The sequence below is a fragment of the Nonomuraea sp. NPDC049309 genome, from assembly GCF_043196965.1.
GTDB classification, from domain to species: domain Bacteria; phylum Actinomycetota; class Actinomycetes; order Streptosporangiales; family Streptosporangiaceae; genus Nonomuraea; species Nonomuraea fastidiosa.
The window spans coordinates 56970-72768 of sequence record NZ_JBICSH010000008.1 but is presented as its reverse complement, the minus strand read 5'-3'; the positions used below and the strand labels follow the sequence as shown (position 1 = coordinate 72768).

Annotated in this window: 12 protein-coding genes and 3 tRNA genes; 10 read left to right on the top strand and 5 right to left on the bottom strand. The window is 72.8% G+C overall.

What is annotated here, in order from left to right:
- Window positions 1-148: 148 nt before the first annotated feature.
- Window positions 149-1669, bottom strand: coding sequence for an MFS transporter (locus ACGFIM_RS36175; protein ID WP_393210281.1), 1521 nt, complete (start codon window positions 1667-1669; stop codon window positions 149-151).
- 23 nt (window positions 1670-1692) lie between these two features.
- Here ACGFIM_RS36175 and ACGFIM_RS36170 point away from each other — a divergent pair, with 23 nt between their 5' ends.
- A complete protein-coding gene (locus ACGFIM_RS36170) occupies window positions 1693-3342 on the top strand; it encodes an ROK family protein (protein ID WP_393210278.1) in 1650 nt (549 codons plus the stop codon).
- 592 nt (window positions 3343-3934) lie between these two features.
- Window positions 3935-4240 (top strand): integration host factor, actinobacterial type, encoded by a 306-nt coding sequence (gene mihF, locus ACGFIM_RS36165; RefSeq protein ID WP_393210275.1) that lies wholly within the window; start codon window positions 3935-3937, stop codon window positions 4238-4240.
- Between the two features lie 1006 nt (window positions 4241-5246).
- On the opposite strand, the gene ACGFIM_RS36160 is transcribed toward mihF, so the two are convergent.
- Complete coding sequence (locus tag ACGFIM_RS36160) at window positions 5247-5894, bottom strand: response regulator (RefSeq protein WP_393210272.1); 648 nt, start codon at window positions 5892-5894, stop codon at window positions 5247-5249.
- Window positions 5885-7132 (bottom strand): sensor histidine kinase, encoded by a 1248-nt coding sequence (locus ACGFIM_RS36155; RefSeq protein WP_393210269.1) that lies wholly within the window; start codon window positions 7130-7132, stop codon window positions 5885-5887. The genes ACGFIM_RS36160 and ACGFIM_RS36155 overlap by 10 nt, the downstream gene beginning before the upstream one ends.
- Before the next feature lie 191 nt (window positions 7133-7323).
- On the opposite strand from ACGFIM_RS36155, the gene ACGFIM_RS36150 reads away from it, so the two are divergent.
- From ACGFIM_RS36150 to ACGFIM_RS36135, 4 genes are all read left to right on the top strand, one after another.
- Window positions 7324-8604, top strand: coding sequence for an acyltransferase (locus tag ACGFIM_RS36150; RefSeq protein ID WP_393210266.1), 1281 nt, complete (start codon window positions 7324-7326; stop codon window positions 8602-8604).
- 72 nt (window positions 8605-8676) lie between these two features.
- Complete coding sequence (locus ACGFIM_RS36145; RefSeq protein WP_393210263.1) at window positions 8677-9180, top strand: GNAT family N-acetyltransferase; 504 nt, start codon at window positions 8677-8679, stop codon at window positions 9178-9180.
- 54 nt (window positions 9181-9234) lie between these two features.
- Window positions 9235-11733, top strand: coding sequence for a DEAD/DEAH box helicase (locus ACGFIM_RS36140; protein ID WP_393210260.1), 2499 nt, complete (start codon window positions 9235-9237; stop codon window positions 11731-11733).
- A gap of 281 nt (window positions 11734-12014) precedes the next feature.
- Window positions 12015-12509 (top strand): DUF2087 domain-containing protein, encoded by a 495-nt coding sequence (locus tag ACGFIM_RS36135; RefSeq protein ID WP_393210257.1) that lies wholly within the window; start codon window positions 12015-12017, stop codon window positions 12507-12509.
- 84 nt (window positions 12510-12593) lie between these two features.
- Here the strand turns inward: ACGFIM_RS36135 and ACGFIM_RS36130 are convergent, their stop codons facing one another.
- Window positions 12594-12725 carry a hypothetical protein gene (locus tag ACGFIM_RS36130; RefSeq protein WP_393210254.1) on the bottom strand — a complete coding sequence of 44 codons (132 nt, stop codon included), beginning with the start codon at window positions 12723-12725 and terminating at the stop codon, window positions 12594-12596.
- A 250-nt stretch (window positions 12726-12975) separates the two neighbouring features.
- Window positions 12976-14088, bottom strand: a complete 1113-nt coding sequence (dusB, locus tag ACGFIM_RS36125) for a tRNA dihydrouridine synthase DusB (protein ID WP_393210251.1) — start codon at window positions 14086-14088, stop codon at window positions 12976-12978.
- Window positions 14089-14171: 83 nt separating this feature from the next.
- Here dusB and ACGFIM_RS36120 point away from each other — a divergent pair, with 83 nt between their 5' ends.
- The 4 genes from ACGFIM_RS36120 (at window position 14172) to ACGFIM_RS36105 (ending at window position 15090) form a co-directional block, all read left to right on the top strand.
- On the top strand, window positions 14172-14807 hold the full coding sequence (locus tag ACGFIM_RS36120; RefSeq protein ID WP_393210248.1) for an ACT domain-containing protein: 636 nt from the start codon (window positions 14172-14174) through the stop codon (window positions 14805-14807).
- 42 nt (window positions 14808-14849) lie between these two features.
- Window positions 14850-14921, top strand: a tRNA-Gly gene (locus tag ACGFIM_RS36115).
- A gap of 19 nt (window positions 14922-14940) precedes the next feature.
- Window positions 14941-15011: transfer RNA gene (locus tag ACGFIM_RS36110), tRNA-Cys, on the top strand.
- 4 nt (window positions 15012-15015) lie between these two features.
- Window positions 15016-15090 (top strand) — tRNA-Val (locus ACGFIM_RS36105).
- The last annotated feature ends 709 nt before the right edge of the window (window positions 15091-15799 follow it).

Genomic DNA, 15799 nt, shown 5'->3' with positions numbered 1-15799 from the left:
ATCTGCTGTAAACGTTTACGGCGTGGGGGACATGAAACCTGGGTGTAACGTGCAGGTCAAGTCACGATCGCATAACACCAGGTCAGCGCCGTTTCCCGCAAACCGATCACGCTCCGGGGCGGCCGCCGGACCGGCCCCGGGCGGTGGCTCAGTCGCGGACGGCCGCCGGATCCGGGGCCGGTGCCTTCTCCGGGGCCGAGGGCTCTGACGGGGCGGCCCCGGACAGGGCGCGGATGGCCGGGGAGCCGGCCGCCGTGACCACGGCCGCGAGCACGGCCGGGATGATGAGCGCCACCGGCAGGGACGCCGCCTCAGCGACGAAGCCGAGCACGGCGGGCCCGAGCAGCAGGCCGCTGTAGCCGAAGGCGGTCACCATGGCCAGCGCCCGCCCGACCCGGCCGCCGGCCGCGCCCACGGCGCTGAACAGCACCGGCACCACCGTCGCCAGCCCCATGCCGGCCAGCGCCCAGCCGGTCCACGCGCACACCACCCGCAGCGGATCGCCCAGGAGCGGCGAGGCGAGCACCAGGACGTACCCGGCGGTGGCGAGGACGCCCGCCAGCCTGATGGTCGGCACGGAGCCGAGCCGTCCCCTGATCGGGTCGCCGAGCAGCCGGAAGGTCGTCATGGCGATCGAGAAGATCGTGTACGCCAGCGGCGCCAGCGCCGGATCCGTCTCCAGCACCATCTTGGCGTGCAGCGCGGCCCAGTCGATGGCCGCGCCCTCGCTCAGGTGCCCGGCGAACGCCGCCAATCCGAGCAGCGCGATCAGCCCCCACTTGAGCCCGCCGTCACCCCCGCGCCCGGCGGACGTCCGCGCCTCTTGGCCGGCCTTGTCACCGCCCCCGGCACCGCCGTCCGCCCCTGGGCCGCTCCGGAGCGGCTCCCCGGCATCCCGGCCCACCCCGGCGGCAGCCCGAGCCGGCTCACCGGCACCTCCGGTCAGCCCCGCAGCAGCCCGAGCCGGCTCACCGGCGCCTTCGCCGAGCGCTGCGGCGCTCCCCGCCGGCTCACCGGCTCCCCCGCCCGTCGCCGCGGTGGCCCCGGCCTCTCCCCCGCTCACGTCGGCCGCCGTGTCACCGGCGGAGCCCGGGCGGGTGCAGGCGTCGGGGAGCAGGAGGCGGGCGGCGGGCAGGTACAGGAACGGCACCACGATCGCCGCCACCACGAGCAGCCCCTGAGCGTCCAGCCCGCCCTGCAGGACGAGCGAGGTGAGCCCGCCGCCGGCCGCGCCGCCGAGGCTCCAGGTGCCGTGGAAGGCCGAGATGATCGGCCGGCCGTAGCACCGCTCGACCTCGACGGAGTGGGCGTTCATGGCGATCTCCAGGATCCCCAGCCCCATCCCGAACACCACCGCGAGCACCATCAGCACCCCCGGTGACGGGGCCAGCGCGGGCCCGAGCAGGGCCGCCCCGGACAGTGGCCCGGCGATCCAGCACAGCCGCCTGCTCCCCCACCGGTCCACCAGCCGCCCGGCGAGCAGCATCGACGCCAGAGCGCCTCCGGAGATCAGCAGCAGGACCCGGCCGAGCAGGGCGGGCCCGAGGTCCAGCCGGTCGTTGAGCGAGGGCAGCCCGGCGGCCCACACACCCATGACGAGACCGGCGAGAAAGAAGAATCCGAAAACTCCGACACGAGCCCGTCTGGCGACTTTGGTGCTTTTGTTCACGGCTAGAGCATAAACTGTGGCCCGTGAACGGTGCTACGACGAGTGGCGAACTTCGCGCGCACAACCGGGTCAGGCTGCTGCGCGCCGTGCACGACTGCGGGGCCACCCGCACCCGCTCCCAGCTCACCCGCGACCTGCGCCTGGCCAGGGGCACGGCCTCGGTCCTGGTCGCCGGGCTCGTCGAGGACGCGCTGCTGCACGAGGAGCCCGCGCGCGAGCACGGGCGCGGGCGGCCGACGCAGGTGCCGGGGCCGCATCCGTACGGGCCGGTGGCCCTGGCCGTGGACGTGCGCGAGGACGCTTGGGAGCTGGCCGAGTGCGAGCTGGGCGGCCGGATCACGGTGCTGGAGGTACGCCCGCACGACGGCACGCCGGAGGGTGCGCTCCGCCCGCTGGGCGCGGCCCTGGCCGCACACCGCGAACGGCTCGGCAACCGCTTCATCGGCGTCGGCGTCGCGCTGGCGGGCCCGGTACGCCACGGCGGCCTGGTGGACATCGCCCACCTGGGCTGGAACGCGGTCGACGTCCCCGCCCTGCTGGCCGCCGGCGCCCGCGGCGAGAACCACCCCGCCGGCCGGAGGAGTCCGAGCGGAACAGCCGGTGCGGAGGCCACCGGCAGGCCGCACACGAGCGCGGACCTCCAAGGCGCACACGAGTCCGACGCGCCAGGCCCGCCGCACACGGTCGCGGACTCCCAGGGTGCGGATGAGGCCGCCGCGCACCACCGGCCGCACACCAGCGCGCCGTCCTCCAGCGCACATGGGACCGGCTCACCCGGACTGCCGCCCGCCATCCCGGACCCCTGTGGCGCGCATGAGACCGACGCGCACCACCGGCCGCACACCAGCGCGCCGTCCCGGGCGGCTCGTGTACCCGGGGGGACCGGCGCCGAAGGCGCGGCCGGGGCATCCAGCGGGCCGTATGGGAGCCCGGACGGTGAGGCCGAAACCGGGCGGGGGGCGTTCGGGGGGATGGGGATGCCGGTCGTCGGGAACGACACCGCGTTCGCGGCGCTGGCCGAGGCGCGGCGGGGGCGGCTGCGCGACGTGCGGGTGGGCCTGCACCTGCACGTGGACTTCGACCTGGGCGGCGTCCTGGTGGTGGACGGGCGGCCGGTCGCCGGGGCGGGCGGCGTGGGCGCGGAGTTCGGCCACATGACGCTCACCGGGAGCGAGCGGCTGTGCGCGTGCGGGGCGCTCGGCTGCTGGGGCGCGGACGTGGGCGCGAACGCGCTGCTGCGGCACGCGGGCCTGGCTCACGGAGGCGGGCGGGGCCGCGAGGAGGCCGAGCGCGTGCTGGCCACCGGCGCGGCGGCGGTCGAGGAGACCGCGCGGACGCTGGGACGCGGCATCGCGAGCCTGGTGAACGCGCACGACCCCGAGGTGGTCACGCTGTCGGGCCACGGCCCCGAGCTGTACGAACGGGCCGGAGCGGCGCTGCTGGAGGCGTGCGAGCCGTACCTGATGGCGATCCGCCGCGAACGGCCGCCGCGGATCGAGGCGTCGGCGCTCGGGTGGCGGGGAGCGCTTCTGGGTGCTATGGAGTCCGTGTTCGACGCGTTCCTGACCGTCGAGGGGCTGGAGATGTGGCGCGACAACCACCCTGACCAGGCCCGCGACACGCCCGGACGGCAAAGTGTGACGCATTCCACCCCGGCCGGGGATCGGGCGTGATAGGGCGCTCCAGGAAGGCCTCGTACGCGATCTTTGCAGGCCAGGCGTCCGCGAGTGGAGTTTCGGAGTCAGGAGAGGCGTGACGATCATGGTACGGGGACGGGGGCGCGGCGCTCCCGTACCCGCACCGCACGGACCGAGGCGGCCCCCGAGCTGGAGTTCCGCACCCGGCGGCGATCTTCGCGGGTGCCGCCGGCCCGGCGTCGCACCGCGCGTCCGCCCAGCTCACGACGGGTCCGAAAGGCCTCGGATCGATGCCCGCACACGGCTCTCACCGCTCCCGGGGGAGCCGTGGCGGCCGTCACCCTCCGCAGGGGCCGCGGCGGGCGCGGACGGCTGCGGAATGGCCCGAGCAAAGGGGGCATTCGGCTCTTTCAGGGCTACGGTGGGACAGAACGCGTGGTCGGCGGCATAGGGGTCAGCGGGGGCACCGTCGCGCCGGGCGCGAGGTGTGCGGAGGCCGCCGCATCGGGGCGACAGGCACGTTGACAGGCCGCTTTCCGCAACACGAACCGCTGGTATCCGCCATGATTAGCCACTGCACCACGGGTGACAGAACCCGAACGTAAAACTCCCCGAGGAGAGAACTGAGATGGCACTTCCCACTCTCACCCCCGAGCAGCGTCAAGCCGCTCTGGCCAAGGCCGCCGAGGCCCGTGCCGCCCGCACGGCCCTGCTGGCCAAGGTCAAGGCGGGCGAGCTGACGTTCGCCCAGCTGCTGGAGCGCGACGACGACATCGCGAAGAAGATCAAGGTGTCGCAGGCGCTGCGCGCCGTCAAGGGCGTGGGGCCGGCCAAGGCCAGCGCGCTGATGGAGGAGGCGGGCGTCGACGAGAAGCGCCGCCTCGGCGGCCTGGGCGCCCAGCAGCGCAAGAAGCTGGTCGAAGCGCTCGGCTGATGCCGGGCGGCCAGGTCCGCGCGCGTGAGGCCGCGCGGACCGGCCGGCGACCCTGGCAGCCCAGGAGAACCCGGCGAGCGGAGCCGCCCCGCTCGGCCGGCGGGCCGCCCCTCAGGGAGCCCTCCCCCGGCTCCCGCCCAGGGGCCACCCCCATCCCGCCGCCCAGGACCCACTCCCCCTCCAACGTCGCCTCACCGCACCGAGACCGCCCTCTGGGCCGTCTTCGACGCTCCTCCGCGGCCTCCCGGCCTTCAGGGCCCGCCCCTTCGCGACGAGCGGTCCTGGCCGCGTCACGGCAGGCGGCGGAGCGAGTCCTGCAACGAGTCCGGCGAAGGACCGGCCGGCATACCCCGCGTCCGGTAGACGGCGCGCCCGTCTCGGTGCCGGCCTGTGACCGGCGCATCCGGGTGAGAACGCGTCCGGTAACCCTCGGGCGCATCGACCGGGACGGAACCGGAGCACGCCCGTGGGGCGCCCGCGTCAGGCCGGAAGCCCCCCAGAACGCCCGCTACCGCCAACGGGCCATCGCCCGTACCGCATCATCGCCGGAGCGGAGCGAAGGAACCGGCGGATCAGCAGCGGCCACAGAGACCAGACCGACGCGCCAGGCCCGTGCAGACAGGCAGTCCCACGTGCCCAGCCCGTGCAAGAGGACAGATCGCCGTGCCGGATCCTGAGTGACAGTCCGGGCCGAGGCGGCCGTGCGCAACCGGCCGGGCATGCGCAGCCGACCGGGACCGGCACGACCGCCGAGGGCCCGCGGAGCCAGCCGGGCGGGCGCATCACCGGGGAGATGGCGTAGGCACCGGGCGCGCAGGGGCCGGAACGGAGGCGACCGGCCCGGGGCGCGCGCTCCCTGACGGGGCCGGCCATGCCAGTGAGGGCGGACGCCGCCCGGCTAGGCGGGCCGTGCCGGCCGGGGAGCACGCCGCCCGGCGAGGCCGGTGGTGCCGGGCGGGAGGCGTCGCCGGCGGGGCGGGTGGTGCCGGGTGGGGCGGGTGATGGGTCAGGAGCGGAGGTACATCAGGACGGCGAGGACGCGGCGGTGCTGGTCGGTGTCCTCGGCGTACAGGCCGAGCTTGGCGAAGATGCTCCTGATGTGCTTCTCCACGGCGCCGTCGCTGATGACGAGCTGCCGCCCGATGGCGGGGTTGGAGCGGCCTTCGGCCATCAACCCGAGCACTTCGCGTTCGCGCGGCGTGAGCGAGGCGAGAGGGTCGTCTTTGCGCCTTCGGACCATCAACTGGGACACCACCTGGGGATCGAAGACCGTGCCGCCCGCGGCGACCCGCCGCAGGCCCTCCAGGAACTCGTCGACGTCGACCACGCGGTCCTTCAGCAGGTAGCCCACCGCGCCTCTGGCGTCGGCCAGGAGGTCGTCGGCGTAGGAGACCTCGACGTACTGCGACAGGATGAGCACCGGCGCTCCGGGCACCCGCCGCCTGGCCTCGACGGCGGCCCTCAGGCCCTCGTCGGTGAACGACGGCGGCATGCGCACGTCGATCACCGACACGTCGGGCTTGTGCTCTGTGACGGCTTCGACGAGGGCGTCTCCGTCGCCGACCGCCGCCACCACCTCGCAGCCGAACTCCTCGAGCAACCTGACCAGGCCCTCCCTGATCAACACCGCGTCATCGGCCACGACTACCCGCACGGCACCTCCGCCACGATCACCGTGGGCCCGCCTTCAGGCGACTGGACGGTCAGCTCGCCGTCCACGGCGCGCAGCCGGTCGGCCAGCCCCGCGAGCCCGTGTCCCTTGGCGACGTGTGCGCCGCCGACCCCATCATCTCCGATCGTGAGCATGAGGGCGTCGCCGAGGCGGACGAGCTGGACGGTGCAGACGGTGGCGCGGCTGTGTTTGGCCACGTTGGTGAGGGCTTCGGCGCAGACGAAGTAGATGGCGTTCTCGATGGCGGCGGAGTAGCGCTCGACGGTCTGTACGTCGAGATCGACGGGGACCGTGCAGCGGCCGGCGAGCGCGGCCAGGGCGGGCGCGAGGCCGCGGTCGGACAGGATGGGCGGCGCGATGCCGCGCGAGAGCGCGCGCAGCTCGTCGAGGGTCTCGCGGGTGGCGTCGATGGCCGACTTGAGCGTGGCCTGGGCCGCCTCGGGGTCTTTGGCGAGCTGCCGCTGCGCGCGGGACAGCTCCATGGCGAGTGAGACCAGCCGCTGCTGCGGCCCGTCGTGGATGTCGCGCTCCAGCTTGCGCAGCGCGTTGGCCTCGGCGGATACGGCGGCGGCGCGGCCTTCTTGCAGGTCGTCGATGCGTTCCTGCAGCTCGGCCACGCCGGTCAGCAGCGCCCGCCCGAGGCCGGCGCGCAGCAGCGCGGCGCCGCGGATGACGAACGGCTTCAGCAGCAGGAAGAACAGGCCGGCGAGGACGTAGAAGGCGGCGTTGACGAGGTAGCCGTCGCCGAGCCCGAGGAGTTCGGGCAGCTCGACGTTGCCGGGGATGCGCATGGTGATGACGCCGTACAGGGGCCAGGCGAGGCAGGCCAGGGGGACGGCCCAGAACACGACCGTCAGCACGAACGCGATGGCCGCGAACGGCAGGTTGATGATGCCGTGCAGCAGGTCGAGCCATGACTGCCCGCTCAACAGCGGGTTGACCATGCGGCGGAAGCGGCCGGCACCTGGCGGCGCGGGCTTGTAGCGGGGCCGTACGGGCGGCCGCTGCAGCACGTCGGCGAGCCATCCCCGCTCGGCGTCCGCGAACCCGCGCGCGATCAGCAGCGTCCCGGCCAGCACCGGCAGCCCGATCCAGATGACCACCGTGCCGACGCCTGCGGCCAGGCCGGTCACCATGAGCACGAAGCCTATGAGCGTGGTCGGGAAGCCGACCAGCGTGTAACGGGAGTCGAGGAGGACACGCCTCGTCAGGGAGCGCATGGCCACCACGGTAGGCGGCGGGACGCGGCGGATCGAGTGGGTGCGCCGGTGTCCAGGGGTAGGGCTGTCCCTACCGCCGGCGGTGGTGGCGTGCCGACCGAAGGAGTGCGGCTCGCGTCAATGTGCGCGGGGCCGCGCGGCGGGAGCCTGGAGTTCGTCCGCTCTCCCCCGTGCGAATCGAGGCTCCCGTCATGACCGTGCTGCTGGACCGGCCCCCTGCCCAGGCGGCGCCGCCGGCGCCCGCGCCGCCCGCGCGCCCGCGCCGCGACCCGTTCATCGACCTGCTGCGCGTGGCCGGGATGGCGCTGATCGTCTTCCAGCACTGGACGATCCCGGTGCTCGACTACGAGGACGGCCGGCTGACGACCGGCAACGCGCTGGCCACGCCCGGCGTGTGGGTGGTGACCTGGCTCAGCCAGGTGATGCCGCTGGTGTTCTTCGCGGGCGGCGCGGCGAACGCGATCGGCTTCACCCGCTCGGAGCAGGCCGGGGCGCAGGCGCCCGCGTGGCTCGCGGTGCGGCTGCGGCGGCTGGCCTGGCCGCTGCTGCCGCTGGCGGCGGTGTGGATCCCGCTGCCGCAGGTGCTGCTCACGCTGGGGGTGCCCGCCCAGCCGCTGGAGGTGGGCGCGCGGCTGACCGGGCAGCTGCTGTGGTTCCTCGCGGTGTACCTGATCGCGGTGGTCGCCACCCCGTACGCGCTGCGGCTGCACGCCCGGCACGGCTGGCGGGTGCCCGCGGCGCTGGCGCTGGGCGCGGTGGTGACGGACGTGGCGCGGTTCTCGACCGGGTTCGATCCGGTGGGCTATGTGAACGTGGTGTTCGTCTGGCTGGCGGTGCACCAGCTCGGCTTCTTCTACGCCGAGGGCAGGCTGCGCGGCGCGTGGCCGCTCGCGGCGGGCGGGTTCGGCGCGGCGGCGCTGCTGGTGGCGTACGGGCCGTACCCGGGCAGCATGATCGGCCTGCCGGGGGCCGAGGTGTCGAACATGGCGCCGCCCACGCTGGCCATGCTGGCGGTGGGACTGGGCCAGATCGGGCTGGCGGTGCTGCTGCGCCCGGTGCTGGTGCGGCTGCCGGTCGGCCGCCTGCTGGACTGGGCGGGGCCGCGCGTCATGACGGTGTACCTGTGGCACATGCCGGCGCTGTTCGCGGTGACCGGGGTGGTCGTGGTGCTGCTGGGCGTGGACACGCCGCGGCCGGGCAGCGTCCTGTGGTTCGCCGGCTGGCCGGTCTGGTTCGGGCTGCTGTGCCTGGTGCTGTGGCCGCTGGTGAGGTGGTTCGCGAGGTTCGAGGCGCCGCCGGCGCTGCCGTACGGCAGGACCGGGATGCGCGGCATGCTGGGCGCGTCGGCGCTGGTCGGCGCCGGGGTGCTGACGCTGACGGTGGGCGGTTTCGCGCCGGGCGCGGGGCCGTTCCTGGCGGTGCTGGCGGTGCTCGGCGGCCTGCTGATGACCGTGCCCCGGCTGAAGTCCTGAGCCGGCGGCGCGCCCGAGCGCGGTGATGGTTCGGAAACACGGTCGTCATCCGCCGATCACGAGAATCGGGACATGACGTTGATTCGCCCGCTCGTTGAGACGGACCTGCCGGCCGTCGCCGAGATCTACGCCCACTACGTGACGACCAGCGCGGTCACCTTCGACGAGACGCCGCCGGGGCTCGGCGACTGGCGGGCCAAGGCCGCCGCCATCGCCGAGGCGGGCCTGCCGTTCCTGGTGGCGGAGGCGGACGGGGAGGTCGCCGGGTACGCCTACCTGTCCCAGTACCGCCCCAAGCCCGCCTACCGCCACACGCTGGAGGACAGCATCTACCTGGCGCCCGGCCGCACCGGCAAGGGCCTCGGCGGGCGGCTGCTCGGCGAACTGATCGGGCGGGCGCGCGAGACGCACGCGAGGCAGCTCATCGCGGTGATCGCCGACACCGGGGACCCGTCGTCGGCGCGGCTGCACGAGCAGCACGGCTTCCGCGCGGCGGGGCGGCTGCGGGGGGTGGGTTTCAAGCTCGGCCGCTGGATCGACACCGCGCTTTTCCAGCTCGACCTGCGGGCTTCCTGACTCGGATGGCCTCCGGCGGTTCGAGCACCGGGTGAACTTCGGCAGGATAGGGGTGTGAGCCTACTCGTTGACCGCCTGCCCGAAGACATCGACGCCGATCCCGACGAGATCTTCGACGCGTTCGTCGCGTGGAACGCCGAGCGGGGGCTCACCCTCTATCCCGCTCAGGAAGAGGCCCTCATCGAGGTCGTCTCCGGCAACAACCTGATCCTGGCCACGCCGACCGGGTCGGGCAAGTCGCTGGTGGCGGCCGGCGCGCACTTCACGGCGTTGACCCGCGACCAGCGCACGTTCTACACGGCTCCCATCAAGGCGCTGGTGTCGGAGAAGTTCTTCGACCTGTGCGCGATCTTCGGCACCGAGAACGTCGGCATGATGACCGGCGACGCGAGCGTCAACCCGGGAGCGCCGATCATCTGCTGCACGGCCGAGATCCTCGCGAACGTGGCGCTGCGCGACGGCGCCGACGCCGACATCGGCCAGGTCGTGATGGACGAGTTCCACTTCTACGCCGAGCCCGACCGCGGCTGGGCCTGGCAGGTGCCGCTGCTCGAGCTGCCGAAGGTGCAGTTCATCCTGATGTCGGCCACGCTCGGCGACGTCACGATGTTCAAGGAGGACCTGACCCGCCGCACCGGGCGGGAGACCGCGGTGGTCAAGCACGCCGAGCGGCCGGTGCCGCTGGTCTACTCGTACCGGATGACGCCGCTGCACGAGACCATCGAGGAGATGCTCGAGGGCGGCCAGGCGCCGATCTACGTCGTGCACTTCACCCAGGCGGCGGCGATGGAGCGGGCCCAGGCGCTGATGTCGATCAACATGGCGACCCGCGAGGAGAAGGACGCGATCGCCGAGATGATCGGCGGGTTCCGCTTCACCACGCGCTTCGGCCGGGCGCTGTCGCGGCTGGTGCGCCACGGCATCGGCGTCCACCACGCCGGCATGCTGCCGAAGTATCGCAGGCTGGTGGAGCGCCTGGCCCAGGCGGGGCTGCTCAAGGTCATCTGCGGCACCGACACGCTCGGCGTCGGCGTCAACGTGCCGATCCGCACGGTGCTGTTCACGGCCCTGTCGAAGTTCGACGGCAACAAGGTGCGCAGGCTGCGCGCCCGCGAGTTCCACCAGATCGCCGGCCGTGCCGGGCGCGCGGGCTTCGACACCATCGGCTACGTCGCCTGCCAAGCGCCCGAGCACGAGATCGAGAACGCCAGGGCGCTCGCCAAGATCGGCGATGATCCCAAGCGGCGGCGCGGCTACGCCCGCAAGAAGCCGCCGGAGGGTTTCGTGGGCTGGAGCGAGGAGACGTTCGTCAAGCTCCAGGAGGCCGAGCCGGAGCCGCTCACCTCGCGCTTCAAGGTGAGCAACGCGATGCTGCTCGCGGTGATCAACCGTCCCGGCGACTGCTTCCAGGCGATGAAGCACCTGCTGACCGACAACCACGAGGACCGCAAGTGGCAGCGCCGGCATATCAGCCAGGCCATCGCGATCTACCGGTCGCTGCTCGCGGGCGGCATCGTCGAGCAGTTCCCCGAGCCCGACGAGCAGGGGCGGCGGGCCCGGCTGACGATCGAGCTGCAGGAGGACTTCGCGCTCAACCAGGCGCTGTCGACGTTCGCGCTGGCGGCGTTCGAGCTGCTCGACCGCGAGTCGCCGTCGTACGCGCTGGACATCGTCTCGATCGTCGAGTCCATCCTCGACGACCCGCGCCAGATCCTGTCGGCCCAGCTGAAGAAGGCCCGGGCCGAGGCCGTGGCGCAGATGAAGGCCGACGGCATCGAGTACGAAGAGCGCATGGAGCGGCTGACCGAGGTCATGTACCCGATGCCGCTGGAGGACCTGCTGCTCGGCGCGTACGAGACCTACCGGCGCGGGCACCCGTGGGTGGCCGACTACACGGTCAGCCCGAAGTCGGTGGTGCGCGACATGTACGAGCGGGCGATGACGTTCAGCGAGTACATCCAGTTCTACGAGCTGGCCCGCTCCGAGGGCACGGTGCTGCGTTACCTGGCCGACGCCTACCGCACGCTGTCGCGTACGGTGCCCGAGCACCTCAAGACCGACGACCTGGTCGATCTCATCGAGTGGCTGGGCGAGATGGTGCGGCAGGTCGACTCGTCGCTGATCGACGAGTGGGAGAAGCTGGCCAACCCGGCGGCGGCGCTGGAGGAGGAGCAGCAGCTGGAGACCAAGGTGCGGCCGGTCACCGGCAACGCGCGGGCCTTCAGGGTGCTGGTGCGCAACGCGATGTTCCGGCTGGTCGAGCTGTGCGCCCTGGAGAAGGAGGAGGAGCTGGAGGAGCTGGCTCCCGACGTCGACTGGGGTGCGGCGCTCGACGCGTACTACGACGAGCACGAGGAGATCCTCACCGACGCCGACGCGCGCGGTCCCGCGCTGCTGCGGATCGAGGAGGAGGACGGCGTCTGGAAGGTGCGCCAGACGATCAGGGACCCGGAGGGTCACGGCGACTGGGGCATCGACGCCGAGGTGGATCTGGCCGCCTCCGACGAGGAGGGCCGCGCGGTCCTGCACGTGAAGGGGCTCAACCGGCTGTAGCGCGGCGGGAGGATCGGCTGCGGCGCGCCGGGGAAAGCGTGTGGGGAAAGCAGGAGGAAAAAGAACAAGCCGTATGCCGGAACGGACTGGCAACGGGCGTCCCGGCACCGGCCTGTCACCTTCAGTGTCGGCCGGAAAACGTCGGAGATTCGTCATGGTCGTGTCGCAAGGTCGTGACATTCCCCGTATCCGGGGGCCTGTGACCGTGCGGACACCGCCGGGACCTGACCTGGGTGATAACGCATGGCGGTGCGGGCGGGTCGTTCATCAGAATGAGAGAAATGAACGATGAAGAGATCCGCCGTGTTCTGGGACTGCTTTATCAGCACGACACCTTGACCGCCTTCGCCTCCCTGGTGCTCGGCCTGACCGAGGGCCAGTCGCCCGAGGCGCTGCGCAAGCTGGCGGCCGGCGGGCTGGCCGCCTGCGACGAGGGCGGCAAGTGGCGCGCCACCCCCGAGCGCTTCCGCGAGCTGCTGCGCTCGCACGCCGAGCCGTCCCCGCGGCTCGACGAGGAGGAGCGGGTGCTGCGCACGTTCCTGGTGGACGGACGGCTGACGACGCTGGCGATGCGGCGCGACAAGCGGCTCGTCGTCCTGCGCTACATCTCGCGCGTCTTCGAGCCGGGCGTGCGCTACCCGGAGAAGGACGTGAACGTCGCCCTGCGCGCCTTTCACGACGACTACGCGGCGCTGCGCCGCTACCTGGTGGACGAGGGGCTGCTGTCGCGCGAGGGCAACGTGTACTGGCGCAGCGGCGGCCCCGTGGACGTCTGAGGGTTCTCGCGTCCACGGGACCGCCCGGCAAGCGCCGGGCGGCTCACGAAGCGCGCGAGGGCGGGCCGTAGCCCGGCGGTGCCGTCAGCTCAGCGCGCGCAGCCTGCGCGTCCAGGCGTCCAGCTTGGCCTGCCACCGTTCCGGCGACTCGGGCCTGCCGGGCCGCTCGGCGACGAATGCGTGGTGGCGGGCGCGATCGACTACGCCGTCGAGCACCTGGACGAGCAGCTCTTCACCCCCGACGCGGGCCCGCTCCCGGTCACCCGCTGAGCCCGATCACCCGCCGCCCGGTCACCCGCTGCTGGGCGCGTCGAACGGCCGCGCGGGACCCGCTCACGCGTGCCCGGGGCAGCGCCGGCCGGTCGAGCCGGATCCGCCAGGCCGAAGCGGTGCGAGCCGGTCGAGCCGGATCCACCGGACCGAAGCGGCGCGAGACGAGGCCGGACGGTCTCGGCGGCGGACCGGGTCAGCCGCCGGAGATGTCGGACTCGGCGTCGCCCTCGGGGACCGGGCAGTCCCACGGGTCGTCGAGCCACCCGTCGGGCAGGTGCACCTTCGGCCGCTCCCCCGACTTGCCGCGCGGCGTGTCGGTGTTGGGCGGCCAGGGCTGGTCGCGGTCCAGCTTCGCCAGGCTCTCGCGCAGCTCATCGAGCGAGTTCGCGGTGGCCAGCTCGCGCCGCAGCTCGCTGCCGACCGTGAAGCCCTTGAGGTACCAGCCGATGTGCTTGCGGAAGTCGGCGATGGCGTAGCGTTCGGTCTCGAAGCTCTCCACCAGCCCCTGGGCGTGGCGGGCCATCACGTCGGCGACCTCGCCCAGCGTCGGGCGGGCCCGCTCGGAGCCGCCGTTGAACGCGTTCTCCAGGTCCTTGAACAGCCACGGCCGCCCGAGGCAGCCGCGCCCGACCACGACCCCGTCACAGCCGGTGCGCGCCACCATGGCGAGCGCGTCGTCGGCACACCAGATGTCGCCGTTGCCCAGCACGGGGATCTCCGGCACGGCCTCCTTCAGCCGGGCGATGGCATCCCAGTCGGCGACGCCGCCGTAGTGCTGCTTGGCCGTGCGGGCGTGCAGCGCGATCGCCGCCACGCCCTCGTCGACGGCGATCCGCCCGGCGTCGAGGTAGGTCAGGTGGTCGTCGTCGATGCCCTTGCGCATCTTCATCGTCACCGGCAGCGGCCCGGCGTTGGAGACCGCCTCGCGCAGGATGCGCCGCAGCAGATTCCGCTTGTACGGCAGCGCCGCCCCGCCCCCGCGCCTGGTCACCTTGGGCACCGGGCAGCCGAAGTTGAGATCGATGTGGTCGGCGAGGTCCTCCTCGACGACCATCCGGACCGCCCTGCCGACGACGACGGGATCGACGCCGTAGAGCTGGATGCTCCTCGGCCGCTCCGACTCGGCGAACCTGATCATCCGCATCGTCTTCGGATGGCGCTCGACCAGGGCCCGCGTGGTGATCATCTCGCACACGAAGAGCCCCGCGCCCTGCTCCCGGCAGAGCACCCGGAACGGCGCGTTCGTGATGCCCGCCATCGGCGCCAGCACCACCGGGGGCCACACCCCGATCGGCCCAATCTTCACCCCGTCAGTTGTAGCGCAGGTCAGGCCGTAACCGGTATTCCGCCCGATAGTCTGTGATCGGCATCTTCGGTTGAGGGGGATGGATGCTTCTTCGCGTACGCCTCACGCTGCCCGACCGGCCGGGCTCGCTGGCGCAGGTGACCAAGGCCCTGGGCGCCGCCGGGGCCGACATCACGCAGGTGACCGTGCTCGACAGGGGCGACGGCCGGGCGGTCGACGACATCACGATCTTCAGCCCTGAGAGCATGTCCAGGCAGGAACTGGCCACATCCCTGGAGAGCATCGACGGCGTGACCGTCGACGGGATCTGGCCCACGCGCGAAGCGCCGGGCACCTACCCCGAGCTCGAGATACTCAAGTACATCACCACGGCGGGCGACCGCGCCCTGACCACGTTGATCGACTCGCTGCCGGTGCTGTTCAGCGCCGACTGGGCGGCCACCGCCGCCGAGGGCCGCATCGTGTACGCGAGCTGGCGCGCCCCCGAAGACTTCACGCTGCCCGCCGACGTGCCGGCCCGGCCGACGGCGCTGACCGTCGAGGGCGGCCTCCACCTGATCCACGCGCCGCTGCCGCCGCTGGCGCTCTCCCTGTTGCTCGCCCGCAGCGAGGGCCCGGCCTTCCACCGCATCGAGGTCCACCGGCTCACGCGCATCCTCGAGATCTTCCTGAGCCTCCCGGCGACCGAGCGAAGCGTGGCCCGCCAGCTTCGCAAGTAAGCATCCGGTCCGAAAACGCGCTATTGTTAACCACGCAACAGCGCGGAAGTGGCTCAGGGGTAGAGCATCACCTTGCCAAGGTGAGGGTCGCGGGTTCGAATCCCGTCTTCCGCTCGGAGAGGGGTTTGACCTCGGTGGCGTGGCCGAGAGGCGAGGCAGCGGCCTGCAAAGCCGTCCACACGGGTTCAAATCCCGTCGCCACCTCGATGGACGATTAGCTCAGCGGGAGAGCGCTTCCCTGACACGGAAGAGGTCACTGGTTCAATCCCAGTATCGTCCACCACTCAACGAAAGCCCCCGGCCATCCGGCCGGGGGCTTTCGCGTACGCGCCTCACCGTCCGAAATCACCCCTGCCGCCGGACGACCTTTCGCCGTCCAGAAACGGCTTCACCCGAGTCCGGAGACGCCTCCCCCGAGTCCGGAAACAGCTGCGCCGGACTCCCGGGACGGCTTCGCCCGCCGTCCGAAGAGAGCGTCGCCGGCGCGCACCTCAGCGCGCATGGCGAGACCACGCGCCCGGCCACCCACCCGAGCCCTCAACGGTGCGCGCCCCACCCGATGCCGAGGACCATGCGACACGGCCTTCACCCAGCACCCCCCACCACCTGCCGAGGACCCTGCCGCACGGCCTTCACGGGGCGCGCCTCACCGCCGCCGAGAGCGTGCGCCTGGCTTGCGCGGGCGCGCCGCCACCTGGCGGGGCCGTGCCCACGCACGCCCATGCGGTCTTCGCGGGCGCGCGCCCGCCGCCGCACGAGGCCGTGCGTCCGGCCGCCGCAAGACCCGTGCGACCCGCACGCCTCATCGCAGCGAGGAGAGGCCTGTGCCTGTACGTCCGGGGTCGCCGGCCGGGACGCCCTCACGCCCACCCGGCGAAGGCCACCGACAGGGCAGACCCTCACACCTCGGAGACCATCGACCGACGAGACGCCCTCACGCCCCGGAGACCACGGACCGGAGCACACCCCCGAGGCCACGGGCCGGCCGAGGG